This is a genomic window from Streptomyces sp. SID12501 (assembly GCF_010550245.1).
Taxonomy (GTDB): domain Bacteria; phylum Actinomycetota; class Actinomycetes; order Streptomycetales; family Streptomycetaceae; genus Streptomyces.
The window spans coordinates 267,214-285,563 of sequence record NZ_JAAGLU010000003.1 but is presented as its reverse complement, the minus strand read 5'-3'; the positions used below and the strand labels follow the sequence as shown (position 1 = coordinate 285,563).

The 18,350-nt window shown below is 68.3% G+C and carries 19 protein-coding genes; 9 read left to right on the top strand and 10 right to left on the bottom strand.

Annotation, left to right across the window (positions count from 1 at the left end):
- Positions 1 to 109 precede the first annotated feature (109 nt).
- Entirely contained in the window at positions 110 to 1,393 is a 1,284-nt protein-coding gene (locus tag G3I71_RS04760; RefSeq protein WP_164312631.1) for an adenylosuccinate synthase, read from the top strand.
- 78 nt (positions 1,394 to 1,471) lie between these two features.
- On the opposite strand, the gene G3I71_RS04755 is transcribed toward G3I71_RS04760, so the two are convergent.
- Positions 1,472 to 2,077 carry a Uma2 family endonuclease gene (locus tag G3I71_RS04755; protein WP_164312630.1) on the bottom strand — a complete coding sequence of 202 codons (606 nt, stop codon included), beginning with the start codon at positions 2,075 to 2,077 and terminating at the stop codon, positions 1,472 to 1,474.
- A 107-nt stretch (positions 2,078 to 2,184) separates the two neighbouring features.
- Positions 2,185 to 4,176 (bottom strand): Ig-like domain repeat protein, encoded by a 1,992-nt coding sequence (locus tag G3I71_RS04750; protein WP_164312629.1) that lies wholly within the window; start codon positions 4,174 to 4,176, stop codon positions 2,185 to 2,187.
- Between the two features lie 276 nt (positions 4,177 to 4,452).
- On the opposite strand from G3I71_RS04750, the gene G3I71_RS04745 reads away from it, so the two are divergent.
- Positions 4,453 to 6,285, top strand: a complete 1,833-nt coding sequence (locus tag G3I71_RS04745; RefSeq protein ID WP_164312628.1) for a bifunctional UDP-sugar hydrolase/5'-nucleotidase — start codon at positions 4,453 to 4,455, stop codon at positions 6,283 to 6,285.
- A gap of 102 nt (positions 6,286 to 6,387) precedes the next feature.
- Here the strand turns inward: G3I71_RS04745 and G3I71_RS04740 are convergent, their stop codons facing one another.
- Positions 6,388 to 7,680, bottom strand: coding sequence for a hypothetical protein (locus G3I71_RS04740; RefSeq protein ID WP_164312627.1), 1,293 nt, complete (start codon positions 7,678 to 7,680; stop codon positions 6,388 to 6,390).
- Positions 7,681 to 8,068: 388 nt separating this feature from the next.
- Here G3I71_RS04740 and G3I71_RS04735 point away from each other — a divergent pair, with 388 nt between their 5' ends.
- Positions 8,069 to 8,998, top strand: a complete 930-nt coding sequence (locus G3I71_RS04735; RefSeq protein ID WP_164312626.1) for a hypothetical protein — start codon at positions 8,069 to 8,071, stop codon at positions 8,996 to 8,998.
- 13 nt (positions 8,999 to 9,011) lie between these two features.
- Positions 9,012 to 9,710: a hypothetical protein gene (locus G3I71_RS04730; RefSeq protein ID WP_164312625.1), complete on the top strand. Its 699-nt coding sequence runs from the start codon at positions 9,012 to 9,014 to the stop codon at positions 9,708 to 9,710.
- 10 nt (positions 9,711 to 9,720) lie between these two features.
- Here G3I71_RS04730 and G3I71_RS04725 read toward each other — a convergent pair whose 3' ends face one another.
- Entirely contained in the window at positions 9,721 to 10,494 is a 774-nt protein-coding gene (locus G3I71_RS04725; RefSeq protein ID WP_164312624.1) for a GbsR/MarR family transcriptional regulator, read from the bottom strand.
- A 242-nt stretch (positions 10,495 to 10,736) separates the two neighbouring features.
- Between G3I71_RS04725 and G3I71_RS04720 the strand changes: the two genes are divergently transcribed.
- Together G3I71_RS04720 and G3I71_RS04715 are read left to right on the top strand one after the other, a co-directional pair.
- Positions 10,737 to 11,408: a DUF4097 family beta strand repeat-containing protein gene (locus G3I71_RS04720; protein ID WP_164312623.1), complete on the top strand. Its 672-nt coding sequence runs from the start codon at positions 10,737 to 10,739 to the stop codon at positions 11,406 to 11,408.
- A gap of 120 nt (positions 11,409 to 11,528) precedes the next feature.
- Positions 11,529 to 11,915 carry a hypothetical protein gene (locus G3I71_RS04715; RefSeq protein WP_164312622.1) on the top strand — a complete coding sequence of 129 codons (387 nt, stop codon included), beginning with the start codon at positions 11,529 to 11,531 and terminating at the stop codon, positions 11,913 to 11,915.
- 149 nt (positions 11,916 to 12,064) lie between these two features.
- Here the strand turns inward: G3I71_RS04715 and G3I71_RS04710 are convergent, their stop codons facing one another.
- The 4 genes from G3I71_RS04710 to G3I71_RS04695 all read right to left on the bottom strand — a co-directional run bounded on the left by G3I71_RS04710 (position 12,065) and on the right by G3I71_RS04695 (position 14,982).
- The gene (locus G3I71_RS04710) at positions 12,065 to 12,460 is read right to left on the bottom strand and encodes a hypothetical protein (protein WP_164312621.1); all 396 of its coding nucleotides are present in this window, start codon (positions 12,458 to 12,460) and stop codon (positions 12,065 to 12,067) included.
- A 99-nt stretch (positions 12,461 to 12,559) separates the two neighbouring features.
- Positions 12,560 to 13,114, bottom strand: coding sequence for a hypothetical protein (locus G3I71_RS04705; RefSeq protein ID WP_164312620.1), 555 nt, complete (start codon positions 13,112 to 13,114; stop codon positions 12,560 to 12,562).
- Positions 13,115 to 13,408: 294 nt separating this feature from the next.
- Positions 13,409 to 14,344, bottom strand: a complete 936-nt coding sequence (locus G3I71_RS04700; RefSeq protein WP_164312619.1) for a CU044_5270 family protein — start codon at positions 14,342 to 14,344, stop codon at positions 13,409 to 13,411.
- The gene (locus G3I71_RS04695; RefSeq protein WP_164312618.1) at positions 14,341 to 14,982 is read right to left on the bottom strand and encodes an RNA polymerase sigma factor; all 642 of its coding nucleotides are present in this window, start codon (positions 14,980 to 14,982) and stop codon (positions 14,341 to 14,343) included. The genes G3I71_RS04700 and G3I71_RS04695 overlap by 4 nt, the downstream gene beginning before the upstream one ends.
- Before the next feature lie 196 nt (positions 14,983 to 15,178).
- Here G3I71_RS04695 and G3I71_RS04690 point away from each other — a divergent pair, with 196 nt between their 5' ends.
- On the top strand, positions 15,179 to 15,919 hold the full coding sequence (locus G3I71_RS04690) for a hypothetical protein (protein ID WP_164312617.1): 741 nt from the start codon (positions 15,179 to 15,181) through the stop codon (positions 15,917 to 15,919).
- Positions 15,920 to 15,947: 28 nt separating this feature from the next.
- Here G3I71_RS04690 and G3I71_RS04685 read toward each other — a convergent pair whose 3' ends face one another.
- The gene (locus G3I71_RS04685; protein WP_164312616.1) at positions 15,948 to 16,202 is read right to left on the bottom strand and encodes a DUF397 domain-containing protein; all 255 of its coding nucleotides are present in this window, start codon (positions 16,200 to 16,202) and stop codon (positions 15,948 to 15,950) included.
- Positions 16,199 to 17,035: a helix-turn-helix transcriptional regulator gene (locus G3I71_RS04680; protein ID WP_239148887.1), complete on the bottom strand. Its 837-nt coding sequence runs from the start codon at positions 17,033 to 17,035 to the stop codon at positions 16,199 to 16,201. The genes G3I71_RS04685 and G3I71_RS04680 overlap by 4 nt, the downstream gene beginning before the upstream one ends.
- A gap of 123 nt (positions 17,036 to 17,158) precedes the next feature.
- On the opposite strand from G3I71_RS04680, the gene G3I71_RS04675 reads away from it, so the two are divergent.
- A complete protein-coding gene (locus G3I71_RS04675) occupies positions 17,159 to 17,602 on the top strand; it encodes a hypothetical protein (protein ID WP_164312615.1) in 444 nt (147 codons plus the stop codon).
- 199 nt (positions 17,603 to 17,801) lie between these two features.
- Entirely contained in the window at positions 17,802 to 18,206 is a 405-nt protein-coding gene (locus G3I71_RS04670; protein WP_164312614.1) for a hypothetical protein, read from the top strand.
- The last annotated feature ends 144 nt before the right edge of the window (positions 18,207 to 18,350 follow it).

Genomic DNA, 18,350 nt, shown 5'->3' with positions numbered 1-18,350 from the left:
CGACGTGTTGCGGCCGAAGATGGTCGCCGGTGTACGAGGCATGAGCTGTCAGCTCTGTCACGTACGCCCCTGGCCTTGGACATGCCCCGCCCGGAAGGGGTGTACGCGCGTGCCCGCACTTGTGCTGCTCGGTGCTCAGTGGGGTGACGAAGGTAAGGGGAAGGCTACGGACCTGCTTGGTGGGTCTGTGGACTATGTGGTGCGCTACCAGGGCGGCAACAACGCCGGCCACACGGTAGTCGTGGGCGATCAGAAGTACGCCCTGCATCTCCTCCCTTCCGGAATCCTCACACCTGAATGCACACCCGTCATCGGCAACGGCGTCGTCGTCGACCCGTCGGTCCTGTTCTCCGAGCTGAACGGGCTGAACGAGCGAGGCGTCGACACGTCCAAGCTCCTGATCAGTGGTAACGCTCACATCATCACGCCGTACAACGTGACCGTCGACAAGGTGACGGAACGCTTCCTCGGCAAGCGGAAGATCGGTACGACGGGGCGCGGTATCGGCCCGACGTACGCCGACAAGATCAACCGGGTCGGCATCCGCGTCCAGGACCTGTACGACGAGTCGATCCTGACGCAGAAGGTCGAGGCGGCGCTGGACGGCAAGAACCAGCTCCTCACCAAGGTCTTCAACCGCAGGGCGATCGAGGCCGACCAGATCGTCGAGGAACTCCTCACCTACGCGGACCGGCTCAAGCCGTACGTCGCCGACACCGTCCTGGTCCTCAACAACGCGCTCGACGACGGCAAGGTGGTCCTCTTCGAGGGCGGCCAGGGCACGCTCCTTGACATCGACCACGGCACGTACCCCTTCGTCACGTCGTCCAACCCGACCGCGGGCGGTGCCTGCACGGGCTCGGGCGTCGGCCCGACGAAGATCAGCCGGGTCATCGGCATCCTCAAGGCGTACACGACCCGCGTCGGCGCCGGCCCCTTCCCCACCGAGCTCTTCGACGACGACGGCGCCGCGCTGCGCCGCATCGGCCGCGAGCGGGGCGTCACCACCGGCCGTGACCGGCGCTGCGGCTGGTTCGACGCGGTCATCGCCCGCTACGCGACCCGCGTCAACGGCCTGACCGACTTCTTCCTCACCAAGCTCGACGTCCTCACCGGCTGGGAGGAGATCCCGGTCTGCGTGGCGTACGAGATCGACGGCAAGCGCGTCGAGGAACTCCCGTACTCCCAGACCGACTTCCACCACGCGAAGCCGATCTACGAGACCCTCCCCGGCTGGTCGGAGGACATCACGAAGGCCAAGACCTTCGCCGACCTCCCGAAGAACGCCCAGGCGTACGTGAGGGCCCTGGAGGAGATGTCCGGCGCCCCGATCTCGGCGATCGGCGTCGGCCCGGGGCGCACGGAGACGATCGAGGTCAACTCGTTCATCTAGATCCGGCATCAGGATCCAGCGCGGAAGAACGGATGAGGGGCACCCCGGCCAACGGGGTGCCCCTCATCCGTCCGGGAGTCAGTCCTCGTCCGGAGGGGCCTGGAACCCCGCGGTGTCGAGTTCGCAGCCGAAGGGGTCGGGGATGTAGAGCTTCTCCCCGAACGGCTTGGTGTGCGTGGCCTGGTACCCCTTGTCGTACGGGTCGCAGAACACGATGGCCCGCTCGTCCTGCATGTCGAGGACCAGGTAGACGGGGACGCCTGCCTTGCCGTAGGCCTCGACCTTGTCGGTGAGGTCGTCGAGCCGGGTGGAGACCGAGGTCAGCTCGGCGACGAAGGAAAGGCCTTCTCCGTCGAGACGATTGCTGTCGGTCTCCAGCGTCCGCTCGTGCGCGGCGTAGATGTCCGGTCCGTACGCACGCTCGACGCCTGGGAAGACGAACAGGAGTGGCGACGAATCGATGAGGTGGCCCTCGGGGAGGAATTCCTCAAGCTGTCGACGCACCGACTTCATGACGCGGGAGTAGTACCCCTTCGACCACGGTGACACGACGATGTTCCCCTTGACGATCTCGGCCTTGTAGCCGTCCGGCACGTGAAGCTCGTCGAGGGCGTCCAGCAAGCCCTCGAAGCTGGGGGGCTCCGTGCCGCTTATCGTGATCGGTCGCTCTGTCATCAACGTCATGATGCGCCTTTCCCCTGAGACAGGCCAGCTGCCACTCAGCGTAGTCAAGCGTGCGCTGAGAGGCAGCCGGTTCCCTCAATCCCTCAGGTCCACCGGACCTTGGGTACTCAGCTCGTGAAGATGAAGTACTTCCACGCGCCGTGCGTCGTCGTGTTCACGTTGTCGCCCGAGGCGCCGTCGAAGTAGGACGAGCGGATGCGGAAGCGGTAGCCGATGTCGTGCGTGCCGCCCAGTTCCACGCGGGAGACGCCGGACGAGTCCAGACCGAAGTACTGGGAGCCGCCGTCGTACCACGAGCCCTCGTAGAAGTACTCGATCTGGAGGCGCTGCTCGCGGTTCGGGTACGCCGTCATCGACGTGGTGAACAGCGGGACCGTGGCCTGGTGGAAGTAGGCGTACGTCTGGCCGTACACGCTCTTGTTCTTGTACTGGCGGCTGATCGACGTCGACACCTTGACCTTGGTGTAGACCGTGCTGGCCACCGTCTTGGGCGCGTAGCGCGCGTCGCCCGTGAAGCGTGCCGTCAGGCGGGTGTCGCGGGTGAGCTTGTACGTGGCAGAGAAGTCGCCGTTGCCGTTGACCGTGCCGGCCTTGACCAGCTTGTTGGGCCGGTCGGAGCCGTACGGGTCGGCCCAGATCTCGACCTTGCGGTTCTTGTACGTCTTGCCGAGGTGCGCCGTGAACTTGACGCTCTTCGCGTAGTCGTACGTCTTCTTGTTGTTGGAGAGGCGGACCGAGGTCGCCGCGCGCGAGACGTCGACCGTGTCCGAGCCGGAGGACGCCAGGTGGTTGGCGTCACCCGCGTACGACAGCGCGTACGTCACCTTGCCGCCGGCCGGCGGGCTGTTGGTGAAGGAGAACGTGCCGTTCGCCGCGACCGTCGCCGTGCCGATCTTCCGGCCGCTCGGGCTGTCCAGGTCCTTGCGGGTGATCGTCAGCTTGGTGCCGGCCGGGAAGGCCACCTTGCTGGCGAGCTTGCCCTTGACCGTCAGCTTCTTCGCCCGGTCGGACTTGGCCGGGGCGGTGACGGAGACGCTGGTGACGGCCTTGGTCGGGTTGTTCAGGACACGCAGGTCGTACTTGTTGTCCCCGGCGGCCGTCACCGCGAACAGCCGGGACCTGTCCGGTGCCCAGCCGAGGCCCGCCGCGGCGAGTTGGCCGGTGCTGCCCCCGTTGACGAGGTCGTAGTCCCGGACCGAGGTGGTGCCGCCCGGCTTGTAGACGTTCAGGCCCTGGCCGAAGTACGTGTCGTTGCCCGCGGCGACTGTGCCGTCGGGGGCGACGGCCACCGCGTTGGCGGACCCCTGGGTGTTGGAGTACTTCCCGTCCGACGTGAGGTCGGAGGTCTTGTACGTCACGTGGTTGTACGGGTCCTGGGCGGCCACGACGACCCGCCCGCCGTCCGGCGTGACCGAGAGGTCGCGCAGGTCGCTGCCGGCGACGGTCTTGCGCGCGGTGGCGGTCGCGGTGCCCGACGAGACGTCGTACACGCCCAACTCGCTCCAGGCCAGGCCGGGCATGCCCGCGACCAGGCTGTTCGAGCCCGGCGCGGCGTCCAGCAGGGGAGCGGCGCTCCAGGGCTTGGCCGCGTCGGCGTCCAGGGTGACCTTGTGCTCCGGGTCGGTCAGGTCGACCGAGCCGATGTTGCCGGTACCTGCGACGCCGTATCCGAACCACAGTCTGCCGCCCGCGAGGGCCACGGACTGGGGGTTCACGTCCCCCGTCGGGTACTGCGCCGACACCGTGACCGTGGCCGCGTCGATGGCGACGATCGCGTCGGCCTTGTCGCTCAGGACGTCGGGCACCGCCGCGTACAGCGTCTTGGAGTCGGCGGACAGCTCCAGGCCCTTGACACCGCGCAGGTTGGACACCTCTGCGACGAAGTTGCCCCGGTAGTCCGTGGCGACGACCCGGTCGCTGACCGGGTCGCTGACGAAGACCCGCTGATGGACGCCGTCCACGACGATGTCACCGAAGGAGACGATGCCCAGGTCCCGCTGGTCGTCCGCCATGGCGGTGCTCGCGACGCCGGTCGTGAGCGCGACGGAACCGAAAGTGAGTGCGACCGCGAGCGCGGTCGACAGAGTGCGTCTGTGCACGATGATTTCGAACCCCCCGGTACGAAAGCGCCCCGAAGCGGGGCCACTTGGTCTCTGTGTAGAGCCCGTGAAGAGCAGCGTAGGTCACACCACTGACAGAAGGGTCACGGGGGGCTAACGGGCCGGGTGGGACCCCCGCCTTTCGCTGGAATTGACCCGGACATGGCCTGTCATGGCCTGTTCTTTGTTCCTGGGTGACCGGTATGGAGTCACGATCTACGCGTGTAGCCACCTCCCTGCCGCCCCAGCCGTCCCCGCTGCCCAGGAGTTCCCCTCATGCCCATCTCGCCCATGAACCGCCGTCAGTTCATGCACAAGTCGGCCGTCACCGGTGCCGTCGTGGCCGCCGCCGGAACCGTCGCGGCAGCCCCCGCACAGGCCGCCGACCGCCCCGACGGCGCGCACTGCAAGCCGCCCCGCACCTGGTCCTTCTCCATCCTGGGCACCACCGACCTGCACAGTCACGTCTTCGACTGGGACTACTACACGGACGCCGCCTACAAGGACAAGGCCGGCAACTCGGTCGGCGTCGCCCGCGTGGCCACCCTCATCAAGCAGCAGCGTGCGGAGAAGGGCGAGGACCGCGTCCTGCTCGTCGACGCGGGCGACATCATCCAGGGCACGTCACTGGCGTACTACTACGCGCGCGTGGACCCCATCGACGCGGGCAAGGGCAAGCGCGGCCCCGAGCACCCGATGGCCGTCGCCATGAACGCCATGCGCTACGACGCCGCCGCCCTCGGCAACCACGAGTTCAACTACGGCATCGACACCCTCCGCAAGTTCGAGAGCCAGTGCCGTTTCCCGCTCCTCGGCGCGAACGCCCTCGACGCGAAGACGCTCCGGCCCGCCTTCCAGCCGTACACCGTCAAGCGCATCCGGGTCCCCGGCGCACCGGACATCAAGGTCGGCATCCTCGGCCTCACGAACCCCGGAATCGCCCTGTGGGACAAGGACAACGTCGCCGGGAAGATGACGTTCACGGGGCTCGTCGAGCAGGCGAAGAAGTACGTCCCGCGTATGCGCGCCCTCGGCTGTGACGTCGTCTTCCTCACGGATCACTCGGGCCTGGACGGCAGTTCGTCGTACGGGACCGAGCTGCCGTACGTCGAGAACGCGTCGAACCTGGTGGCGGAGCAGGTGCCCGGGATCGACGCGATCCTCGTCGGGCACACGCACACCGAGGTGTCGTCCTACGCGGTGACGAACAAGACGACCGGCAAGGACGTGATCCTCTCCGAGCCGTACTGCTACGGCATGCGCCTGACCGTCTTCGACTTCGAGCTCGAACTGGAGCGCGGTCAGTGGAAGGTGACCAGCACGAAGGCCAAGACCCTCAACAGCAACGCGGTCGAGGAGGACGAGCAGATCACCAAGCTGCTCAAGGCCGACCACGATCTCGTCGTGAAGTACGTCAACACGGCTGTCGGCACGTGTACGGCGGACCTGTCGGCGGCGGAGGCGTGCTGGAAGGACGTGCCCGTCATGGACTTCATCCACCAGGTCCAGATGGCCACCGTGGCCACCGGCCTGTCGACCGCGGACGCCGCCCTCCCGCTGATCTCCGTCGCCGCGCCCTTCAGCCGCACCGCGGACATCCCCAAGGGTGACGTCACCATCCGCGATGTCGCCGGGCTCTACATCTACGACAACACCCTGTACGGCAAGAAGCTGACCGGCGCCCAGCTCAAGGACTACCTGGAGTTCGCGGCGAAGTACTACCACCAGGTGCCCGCGGGCACGGCCGTCGACACCGCGACACTGACGAACGCCAACAGCTTCTGGGACTACATGTACGACACGGCCGCGGGCGTCGACTACGAGATCGACATCGCGCAGGCGGAGGGTTCGAGGATCAAGAACCTTTCCTACAAGGGCACTTCGGTCACGGCCGACCAGGTCTTCGTCGTGGCGGTGAACAACTACCGCGCCAACGGAGGCTCCGGGTACCCGCACATCGCCGCCGCCGACATCGCGTACAGCTCGACCAACGAGATCCGCCAGCTGATGATCGACTACGTGACGACGAAGGGGACCCTCGACCCCGCCGACTTCGCGGTCACCAACTGGAAGCTGACACAGGGCGGTACGGCGGTGTTCCCCGCCTGACGTACTCGCCCCGGCCAGGCCACCGACGTACCCGCCCCGGTGGGCGTGGGTACGTCGGCGGCCTCGGACCGGTCCTACGGAAGCGGCCTCACGGGAGCGGTCCTACGTGCGGCGCCGCAGCCGTGTGTAGGCGGCCAGCGAGCCTCCGGCGAATACGAGTGCGGTGCCGCCGAGGGAGAGGGCGAGCGTGCCGCTGCCGTTGCCGCCGGTGCTGGCCAGTTGGGTGTCGGTGCTGGTCGGGGTGGGCGTGGCGGATGTGGGTGTGGACGTCGGTGTGGGTGTGGGTGTGGCGCCGGTCGATGCCGATGCCGAGGGTGATGCCGAGGGTGATGCCGAGGGTGATGCCGAGGGTGATGCCGACGTGGTCGGGGTCGGGCTTGGGCTCGGGGATGCCGACTGGGCGGCGGCCAGGGTGATCTGGGCGGATGCGGCGCCCACGGTCGTACCTCTGAACGGGACCGAGCCGCCTTCGTTGACGATGACACTCTGGGCGAGGCGGGTCTTGCCGAGCGGTGCGTTCGCCTTCCAGGAGACGCGTACCCGGACGGTGCTGGTGTCGCCCGCCGGGACTGTGTGGTCGCGGCCACGAAGGTAGAAGCCCGCGGTGTCGGGTTCGGCGGCCGCGAGCACCGGGGTCAGCGTGACCCACTCGCCCTCCCGGTACACCTGCACGGTGGTGTGGCGGTCGGTGAACAGGACGCTGCTGACGTTGATGTAGTCGGACGCCGTCGTGTTGGCCACGGTGGCCTTGAACTCGACGGGAGCACCGCCGGGCACGGCCGTCGCGGGTACGCCGATGAAGTCGGCGGTCAGACCCTTGACGGGGATGGTGCGCACGTCACGGGCCTGGAGGACCCAGGAACCGTCCGCGGCCCCGACGGAGGAGGTCAGCTTGACGGACTGGGCGCCGCCGTTGCTGTCGCCGTTGTGCGGCTCGCCCATGGGCAGCCCGAGGCGCAGGTGCAGGACACGGCTCTCGCCGGGGCCGAGCGTGATGGTGGGCGGCAGCGTCCCCTGGAACGAACCGTCGTGGTACTCCAGCGTCGCCTTCTCCCAGGCCCCGCTGTCCGTGCGGTACCAGATGGCCAGGCCGTTCTCCGGCATGCCGACGCCGGCGTCCGCGACCAGGTTGAGGAAGACGTTCTCCGACTCGGTCGTGGAGGTGTTGGTGATCTTCTCGGTGAACTCGACCGGCTGCCCGGCCAGCCCCAACGTGCCGGGCCCGTCCACGGCCAGCTCGGTGTGGCAGCAGGTCTGCGAGGGTCCGGCCGACGAAGTCGGCGCCCCCGGCACGGCCCACACGGCGGGCGCGTTGACGGCCACCGCTCCCAGCGATATCAGCACGCCGGCCGCTCCCATGGCGAGTGGGCGACCGATACGGATGGTGCGAAACATGAATCCCCCCGGATTCGCTAATGGTGTGGTGTGGTGTGGTGTGGTGAGAGGCGGTGCGGTGTGCGAGCTGCGGTGCCGTGCGAGCTGCGGTGCCGTACGAGATGCGGTGCGAGAAGCGTGCGGTGCGAGATACGCAGCGTCGGCTCTGATGTGCCTGACCCCTACGTCATGGTCTGGAGTGAGCCCCCTGCGCCTGTAAGACGGTGCTGAGGCCGGATGGTTGCCGGAGAATTTGGGCTTTATCCGGACTCAATCACTCCGTGACCTGGGTCGATGCCGAGTGGGGCGGGAACCCGCGCCCGATCCCCGCTAGAGAAACGCTTGCGTTTCGATCCGGGCCGCCGTAGCTTGTCGATACGAAACCGTTTCGTATCGATGGGAATGTGTGATGACGAACTCTCCAGTACTCCTGGCCGTCGCGCTCTCCCTCGTTTCCGCGCTCTGCTACGCCACGGCCGCCGTCGTCCAGGAGCGGACCGCCGCCGGAACGGCGAACCTGCGCGGGGCGCTCACCCGGAGCTCGTGGTGGTGGGCGGTCCTCCTCAACGCCGGCGGCGCGCTGCTGCACGTGGTCGCCCTGCGCTACGGCCCGCTGAGCCTCGTACAACCGCTCGGTGTACTGACCCTCGTGGTGGCGGTGCCCCTGGGCTCGCTGGCCGCCCGCCGCCGCACCTCGGGCACACAGTGGCGCGGTATGGCCCTCACGCTCCTGGGGCTGACGGCACTGCTGACCGTCACCGCCTCGGGCAGCGGACCGGACAGCACCCTGAGCACCACCGAGATCCTGCTGGTCGCGCTCGCCGCCGTCACCGTCATCGCGCTGCTCGTACGGCTGGCCTCGGGCCGCTCGGCCACGGGCGGCCTCGCCTTCGCGGCGGCCTCCGGCATCGCCTCCGGAGTCGGCTCCACGCTGGCCCAGAAGCTCGCCGTCGGGACGGGGATGTCGTGGGGTGCGGCGTTGGTCGCGGTCCTCACCGTCGGATTCGCCGCGGGCGGGCTGCTGCTCGCCCAGAAGGCCTACGGGAGCGGCCTCGGCGGCCCCCTCGCGCTGCTCACCCTCGTCAACCCGGTCGCCGCGTCCGCCATCGGCGTCACCCTGCTCGGCGAGGGCTTCCAGTACGGCGCGACCGGCACCCTCCTCGCCCTGGCCGGAGCGGCGACGGCCGCCCACGGTGTGGTCCTGCTCAGCCGACCCCAGCCCCTGTCCCGGCCCCAGCTCCAACAAGCACCTCGCCGGACAAGCCCGAACTCCGTATCCGTATCCGTACCGGAGCTGCGACCCGCCCGGATTCTCACCGGCACGAGCCGGGCGGCCTGAAATGGAGAACACGATGATGGTGACGACGATGACGCCGAGCATGAAGCCGAATACGGCGATGCTTCAACTGCGCCCTTCGACGGTCGTACGCGCGGCGGAACTGGTGGACGTGCCCGCGGTGGTACGCATGATCGCGTCGCCGCAGTCCTCACCCTCGGGCGACTTCGGCCTCGGCCTCGGCCTCGACGTCGACGGGCCGGACTGGGAGCAGACGCGGAGCGCGATGCGGCTGGTGCTGGCCCACTACGCCCTCGAAGAGGGCCGGATATGGGTGGCCGAGCGGTCGGACGGCGGGCTCCTCGCGGCTGCCGTCTGGCTGCCGCCCGGCGTCGGGTCCGAGCCCCCCGACACCCGCTTCAGCAGCCTGCTCGCCCGTGAGCTCGCCACCGGTCCGGACGACTGCCCGGCCCTGCCGATGTGGCTGGAGGACGTAGGACCCGACCTGCCGCACTGGAAGGTGTTCATCGTCGGCGAGCTGCACGACACGAGCGCCTGGGACCACACCGTGGCCGCCGACCTGCTGGCGCCGGGCCTGCGCGCCGTCGACGACGAGAACGCGACCGCCGTCGCGATCACGATGTCCCCTCGCCATGGGGACCAGTTGAGGTCCATCGGGTTCCGCGGCCCGAACGAGGTCCACCTCGGACCGGGCGTGAACGGGTGGCTGACTACTCGTCAGCCGGTGCGCAGAGCAGGCCGGTTGAGCGCCTGAGGGGGAGTCGTCACCCGCCTTCTCGCGGTGGCTCGGCGCCGGTGTCACCCGAGGGCGTCGGCTTCGTGGGCGTCGCGGGCTTCGTGTGGAGGATCTCGCGGGCCTGTTCCGCCGCGCGCGCGATGCTCTCGGAGACGAAGTCGAGGAAGCGGGCGATGTTCTCCAGGCGGGCGGCGGCCGGGGTGCCGGAGCCGAGGACGCCGACGCCCTGCCGTGCGATGCCGACGAGTTGGGCGGTGGAGCGGGCGCTGGCCATCATCGACTCGTACCAGATGTCGTCGTCGACGACATAGCGCTCGCGGCGGCGTTCGCCCGGTTCCCGGCGGACCATGCCCTGGCTCTCCAGGAACGCGATCGCCTTGGACACGGACGCCGGGCTGACATCGAGGCGCTGGACGAGTTCGGCCGCGGTGAGGCTGCCGGTGTCGGTGAGGGTGAGGCAGGCCATCACCCGGGACATCATCGTGGGCATACCCGAGGCGGTGAGGACGGTGGTGAACACCTCCTCGTACTCGCGTACGGCCTCGGCGTCACGTCCGTAGGCGGGCGCCGGCGTCTGCGGCCCCCGAGGTGTGGTGGTCCTGCGCCGGTGGGCGCGGCGTTCGGTGGCGCGGTGAGCTGCCTCGGCGCGGTAGGAGGTGGGACCGCCGTTGCGCATCACCTCACGCGTGACGGTGGAGGTCGGCCGCTCCAGGCGCCGGGCGATCTCCGCGTAGGCGAGGCCGTCGGCCAGCCCGAGCGCGATCTGCTGACGTTCGGGCTGAGTGAGCCTGCCTCCCGGCATCGCGGTCTCCTTCGCGGTTCCTGTGGTTCCGTAACGCCTCAACCATAGCGTTCACTTCCATTGCATTGCAACGCCCCGAGTGCTCATTGTTGCGTTAAATCGGAAACCGTTGCAACGAAATACCTGCGTTCACCTGCAAGAATACTGATCGCGTGCAACGAGTCTGTTGCTAGATCTATGAACGCAACGTAGCTTTTCTATTGTCGGAAACAAGGGAACGAAATAAGTCCAAGGAGAGCACGATGCAGAAGTTCGACACTCCCGCCCCGGTCCTGACCGTCCTCGACATCCCCGCGGGACGTATCCGGTTCATCGCTGCCGACCGCACCGACACCACTGTCGAGGTCCTGCCCGCGGACGCGTCGAAGAGTCGCGACGTGAAGGCAGCCGAGCAGATCACGGTCGCCTACGGCGAAGGCATCCTGCGTATCGAGGCCGCACCGGCGAAGAACCGCATCCTCGGCGCCTCCGGATCCGTCGAGGTGACCGTCCAACTGCCCGCCGGCTCCCGCATCGAGGCGAAGACGGCCGGCGCCGACCTGCGGGGCGTGGGACGGCTCGGCGACGTCACCTACGAGGGCGCGCAGGGCACGGTCAAGCTCGACGAGACCGACAGTGCCCGCCTCACCCTCCAGGCCGGCGACATCACCGTCGGCCGCCTGGGCGGATCCGGCGAACTCCGCACCCAGAAGGGCGACCTCGGCGTCACCGAGGCCGTACGCGGCACGGTCACCCTGCGCACCGAGTCCGGCGACATCACGGTCGGCGCCACCCGCGGAGTCTCCGCGACCCTGGACGCCGCCACCCCCTACGGCCGCATCGACAACGCACTCAAGAACGCCGACGGCGCCACCGCCCAACTCGCCATCCACGCGACCACCGGCTACGGCAACATCAGCGCGCGGAGCCTCTGAACCAGCGGAAAGGGCCGATCGCCCGTTCGCCGATTCGGGCGGACCGGTGGTGACCTACCCTCGATTCACGACGTACACCAGTGGGAGTACGGGAGTACGGGAGTACGGGGGAGGGTGTCCGTGGAGCCCATCGCACCTGAGTTACTCATGACCCTCGCGGGAGGAACGGCGGGTGCCGCCGGGCAGCAGATCTGGGCGTCGCTGCGGGACCTGGTCAGGCGTCGCCCGACTGCCGGAGAGCCGCGCGGCGAGGGCGAGTTGACGTCCCTCGACGAGGCCGCCGACAGCACGACCCGGGCCAGACAACTGGCCGACGTACTCGCACTGTGCGCCCAACAGGACCCGGCCTTCGCCCAGGCACTCGACACCTGGCGTAGGGAGGCCGAGGCGCTCGACGGCACCCGAACCGGTGCGGGCGACGTACGCAACGAGATCTCCGGGGGTACCTTCCAGGGCCCGGTCGTCCAGGCCCGGGACATCAACGGGCCTCTGTACTTGGGCGGTTAGGACCCGTCCTCGGAATCCCCGGAATCCTCGTAGGGCGTCTGATGCCTTGTGCGCATGGAAGCACGAGGCACCGACAGGCCTGATCAGTGGCTACGGAGTGTGGGGGAGCCCGCAGTTGACCACCGGCCGTCCCATGAGCCTGGACGTGCTCAGTGGCCGCTCGTGTGCGAGGGACCGGGGCATGGCAGTGGCTGACGCCAGTCGCCCAGTGTCGTGAGGAGGAACTGGCGGGCGAGACGACGTATTTCGTCCCACGCCGGATCTGTGGCGAGGGCGTTGGCCCAGAAGCCGACGCGACCGGTGGCGTCGATTTCGCCGAGGCGACGGCCGATGGCCTGAAGATCGGGCAGTTCCCCGGGTTCGAAGACTCCGCGCTCTGCCAGTCCTTCGGAGATGCTGCAGAAGAACTCCAGGTCTTCGCCGACGGACTCCGTCTCCAGCTCACGCTCGCCCACCCAGGCAAGCTGATCCTGGATGTCGGCTGCGAGGAGTGACGCGAATCGCAGCGTCAAGGTGCGCAGATGCTCGTCGTTGAGGCGGTTCATGCCCGCAGGATCGCACCTCAGGGCCGTCCCGGGATGATCGTGGATCCACTGGATCCAGTTGTTCCAGGCGCGGCGCTGTCCGACAGGTCGGCGACGTGCTCAGCCCGTGGCTCGCGGAGTGTCCACGGACCGGGCGAAGTCGGCGAGTGCGTGGAAGTCGTTCTCGCGCAGTCCGATTCGCGGGTTGACGTGGTGCAGCAGCCCAGGACCGCGGTGGTGGGCGCTCACGTAGGCCTGGTCCGGATCGCTCTGTTCGTCGTCGACCCAGGCGAAGGGACGGCCGTCGGCGTAGTCCACCAGGGGAGCGGTCTTCCAGTGGACCCCGTCGGGGCGTTCCTGGAACAAGGCGTCGCCGAAGTCGACGAAGGGGAGTTCGGGAAGGCCGAGCACCGGGGCGATCCACCGGTTGGCTTTGTCCATCCAGGTGGTGGCCCAGCACAACTCGTAGTCGAGTTGGAGCAGTTGGTGCCCGTGCTCCGGGTTGAGCCAGACCCGCAGGGGTCGCCGCCGGGCCGAGAGTCCCCTGTGCTCGTCCGGAGTTCCGCTGTCCCGGGGCACCCTGAGCGTGGTGTACCCGTCGGGGCGTCTCTCCGGCTGGGCCGCATAGGGGTTGAGTGGTCCGTCCACGTCGAGGAACAGCAGTGGTCGGTTCACGATCTCCCCCGGTCCTGATCAGTGTCGGCCGCGCCGTGGAAGCGTAACCGCACGGGGTTCGCACGGTCTTGGTCCGATGACAGCGGACAAACCTCGCCCGACGAGCCGACATACCAACGCAGTTGGAACACCGACCGCTTCTTCCCGCACCTTCCGGGCACGGCCGAGGTGACCCGCGTCCTGACCGCGGACGAGTCGCGGACCTGGTTCGTCCGCACGTCACCCGCCAACGGAACCCGCCGACCGTCCTGACGCCAGAGACCAGGTCGGCCCCCTCGGCGGGGCGGGCCGCCCTCAGGGGCGTTGCATCACCCGGTCCACCACGGCGTTGACGGCCATGTAGGACCACTGCTCGTACGTCTTCCCTCCTGCGCTGCGCTTGTTGCGCATACCGAGGTATTGATACGTCTTCGCGTCGAAGACAAGCACCGGTCCGCCGTCCGCCCAAGGCATGCCGGGCTTGCCGACGTACTGGATGCCGAGGCCCGTGCGGCCCTCCGCGTCCGTCCGGCCCGGCAACAACTTGATGCCGGGGACGGTGGCGAGTGCCTCGAACGCCGCAGGGCGCAGTCCCTTCGGCAGAACGGCCTTGCGGAGCAGGCCGGAGAGGAAGACCTGGACCATCGGCCAATCGTCGGCCTCCACCGGCTGGCCGTAGTCCGGCTCCCCGCCGAGGTCGCGCAGTGCGATCGACAGCCTGCCCGGCTCGGTGGGCAACTGCTTCAGCTGCGACCACCTGCGCGGCGGCCAGCTGCTCTGCCCCGGCTGGTCCGGCGGGACCCACTGGGTGTATCCCAACTCGCTGACGTAGGACTTCTTGGAGCCATCGACCGAGTCCCAGCTCTCGTCGACGTACGTCTTGCTCCGGCCGCCTCCGACCGGCGTTTCCTTGATGATCTCCTTGGTGTAGATGAACTGGTCGTCACGCGGCGCGATCGGCTTTTCGAGACTGCGCGCCTCGGCCGCCGCCCCTCGCAGCACGGTGGCCGCGCTCACCGGCTGGGTGCGAGGCGAGGTCCCCGTGTTCTCGGCGACCACCACAGTCGTGGTGACCGCCGCAGCGGCTACGGCGGCCACCGCGATCCGCAGCAGTGGTCGGCGGCCGACGGCCTTGGGAGCGGTGGGAGCCTGCATCGCCTGATGCAGGCGGAAACGGGCACGGGCACGGGCGGTGTCCGTGAGGGGAGGCGCGTCCGCGTCCCACTCCCTGAGGAGCTTGAGTTCATTCATCGCCGGAAACCTCCATCGTCTGATTCCTCGGATTCGTCTCGGAGAGCGGTTGGATCAGATCCGCCCAATGCCTCGCGAACCTTTCTGCGAGCCCTGTGCAGCCGCGACCTGACCGTCCCCACCGGCACGTTCAGGGCGCGCGCGACCTCCTCGTAGCCGAGGTCGGCCCAGGCGACCAGCAGCAGGACGTCCCGATGGCGGGCGGGCAACCGGGCCAGCGCACCGGCGAGTTCACGCCCCACCGCCTGCGCGCTGACCCGCGCCGCCACCTGGTCCGCGACCGTCTCCTCGGCCCGGCCGCCGCCGGTGCCGTCCGGAGGCAGCCGTCCGAGCGCCCTCAGGCGCCGGGCCTCGGCACGCCTGTGGCGGCTTATGAGGTTGGTCGCGATGCCGAACAGCCACGGACGGGCGCCGGCCTGCCCCGTGTCGTACCGGAAGCGCTGCTGGAACGCGATGGTGAAGGTCTCCGCCATCACGTCCTCGGCCGTCTCCGCACCGAGTCGGCGTGCCGCGTATCCGTGCACCGAGTCGGCATGGCGGTCGAAGAGCACGGCGAACGCCTCGGGCTCGTCCCACGACCGTTCGACCACCGAGGCGTCATCGTCCTGCCCCACTCTGACGCCTGGTTCAACGGTCATCGGGGCTCCTTTCGTCGGTTCGATGGTGCTGAAGTCCTGTGCCTTCACCGGTACTTCGCCGTTCGCGGGAATCCGGTTCCCCACGTCGTGACCACGCGGGCCCGAGCGGGAGAAGACCTTGCGGCAGCACGGGACGGCGCATGCGCCACTGGGCGGTCGTACGGACGGTCGAATCCCAGGGTTTACGCTCCTGGGCATGACCAAGTTCCACGCCACCGTGTGCCTGCCGCCGACCGCGCCCCGGAAGGTTCCACGGGCGGTAGCCGCTGCCCTGGCGCCCTACAACATGGGCCTCGCCGAGGGACAGAATCCGGTCGGGCACTGGGACTGGTGGGCCATCCACTCCAGTGCCGGCAACGCCTACCTCGTGCTGCCTCCGTACGACGGCGACGGCAGGCTCGTCACGGCGTCAACCGTGCCGCGCAGGAAGGCCAACCTCGGTGCCCTCGGGCCGCTGGAGTGCTACGGCGGGCCTCGCGGTCTGCTCGACTTCGACGGTATGCGGAACCGGGCGGCGCGCGCGTACGACGACCGGCTCGCCGCTTGGACCGAGCTGACCGAGATACACCCGCCGGCCCGCCCGTTCACCGACTTCCTCGCTCGCCACGAGGCCGATCCCGAAAACTACTCCCGGGGAGACGCCAAGGAGGAGCATCTCCTCCAGCCGCTGATCCAGGACGTGGCCAAGCGGGCCATTGCGGGAGACCCGCACTTTGGCATGTCGTTCCTGACCCGTGACCCCATCGAATACTTCGCGCACGACCACGAGGAAGCCCGGCAGTGGTCGGCCCGGAGCGCCGTGCCCAACTTCGCCCTGGTGACCCTTGACGGCTCGTGGACGGACGGGGAAACAGACGGCCACTGGGAACAGGCCGACCGCTATCTCGAGGGCCTCGACGCCGAGGCCGTTGTCATCGACGTGCTTTGTCACTGCTGAGGCCAACGCCCAGCAAAATTGCCGTAGTTCAGGCGGTACGGGTGAGGAACGCGGACCAGGCCTCGCCGGTGACCGTGAGGTTGGGGCCGGTCGGGTTCTTGGAGTCGCGGATGTGGATGGCGGCGGTGGGGGTGTGGGGGCAGGGGGCGATCTCCACGCAGTTCCCGCCGCCACCGTCGCTGTACGTCGACTTGCGCCAGGCGTAGGCGACTTCGACGCAGTTGCCGCCGCCGCTGTCGCTGTAGCTGGACTTGAACCACCGCAGTGCACTGGCGTCGCTCATGGTTCCTCTCCTGCCAACCGTTCGATGAGGCTCAGTGAGTCGTCCGGACTCAGGGCCTGTGATCGGATCTTCGCATAGCGGTGCGCGAGTTGGGCCACCTCGGGTGGATCGCTGATGAGGATGCCCTGGTCCTCGATCTCCATGAAGACGACGTGGTCGTGGTCCTCGGTGACGAGGAGTTTCATGGGGCCGCGGTCACCGGCGTGGGATCCGCGCAGCCCGCGGTCCAACGGGAGTACTTGCAGGCACACATTGTCCCGCTGCGCGTCCTCGGCGAGCGAGCGCAGTTGCCCGCGCATGATGTCCCAGTCGCCGAACGGCCGCCGCAGCACGGTCTCTTCGAGGATCAGCTCGATCATCGGGGAAGGATCGCGGTCGAAGAGCGCCCGGCGGGCAAGCCGCGCCTCGACGAGTTCTTCGCGCTTCTGGTCGGAGACCGTCGGATAGCCGCCCCGGATGAGTGCCTGGGCGTAGGGCTCGGTCTGGAAGATCCCGTCGATGACGAAGGTCTCGTACGAGGAGATAGTGACCGCGCCCCGCTCCAGCCCCGCGACTCCCCGGAACCGAGCCGGATACTTCTCCAGCAGCATCCACTTCCGGGCCTTCTCGAAGACGCCCAGCCCACCCCCGAGCACCTCCTCCAACTTGACGAGCATCTTGTCGCTCGCGGGCTGCGCGCACGTCTCCATCGCGCTGACCGCCGACGCCGTGTAGCCGATCAGCTTGCCCAACTCCTCCTGCGTGAGCCCCATTTGCTCGCGCAGGGCCTTGGCGAGGGCGGCGACCATGTGTGCCGTGCCGCCCGCTTCCACCTTGTTGTCCGAACTCGCCATCCGGTCACTCCCGAACTCAACCGAACTCAACTGGTCACCACCGACCCGCGCCGATTTCCAACAGCTACATACCCTCGACACAGAGTTATGGAAAAGCTAGACCCGCCTGCCGAAACTGTCCCCATGAATACAGAAAGTGACGAGACAAACCTCGCCGAACCCCCACTCACCCCTGAGATCCCCGACATCCCTGACTGGATCCCACCCACCGGCATCCAACTCCGCAAGGCGGGCGTCCAGTTCGACGCGGTACGGGTGGACGGCGACGAAGGCAGAGCGGCGGCGGACCGGCTGGCGCGGATCACCGGCGGCGCGCCGGGGCCTGTGGTTGAGGAGGCGAACGGGAGCCGTGCCGTCTATTTCCTCGTGCCCGTGGGCGCGACGACCCACCGGGTCTGGCCGCCGGGCGTCACCTGTCTCTCGTCCGGTCCGTGCCGCATCGCCTTCATCCCCGTCCAGGCGCTCAACGGTCAGACATGGCCGCTGACTTGGCGTTATCGGCCGACGGGGAGAGATCACCTCGTACACGCGTTGCTTTTGAAGGCGGCACTTCACCCCGAAGAGTGAAGAACGCGAACTTCCACCCCGTAAAAGCCCGTTCAGCTTGCATTCGTCGCTCTGCGTGCCCTTAGAGTCACGGCAACAAAGAACGCCCCCGCGGTGCGCCAACACCCGGGGGCTCGACACCCGGAGCGCCAGCTCCACACACGAATTGCTGGAGCTCCCAGTGCGGATTCATCGTACGACGCCCACGCGCGCCTTTTCAGTGTTCAGCAACGCCCTTCTCCGCGACCGGAGTCTCTCCTGGTGCGCGGTAGGCGTACTGACGTACCTCCTCAGTCTGCCGAACGGCGCCCGCGCCACCATCCGTACCCTCGCCGAGCAGCGCAAGGAAGGGCGGGCGCGGATCGCCGCCGCCCTGCATGAGCTGGAGGAATCCCGGTATCTGCGGCGGGTGGTGCGCAAGGACGAGGAGTCCGGGCAATTCTCCACCGTGTACGAGGTGTTCGACACTCCGTACGAGGACGAGCCGCCCACGGGTGAATCCGAAGAAGTTCAGAAGCCGGCCTCCGGTGAGTCGCGATCCGGGGCCTCCGGCTACCGCGTGGCCGTGCGACGCGGCGGCGCCCTGGCCCGCGCCCTGCCGCAGGGGCGGCCCGCGCCCGCGTAGGCACACACAGACTCCCGGCCGTACGTCCGTGCGGCCGGGTCGACCCACCCGGAAGGAAACAGGGTAATGGGATCCCCCGCCTGAAGGCGGCGGGGGCTTTCAGCCCGACCGGCTGATGGTCCGCTGTTACCAGCACCAGCCAAC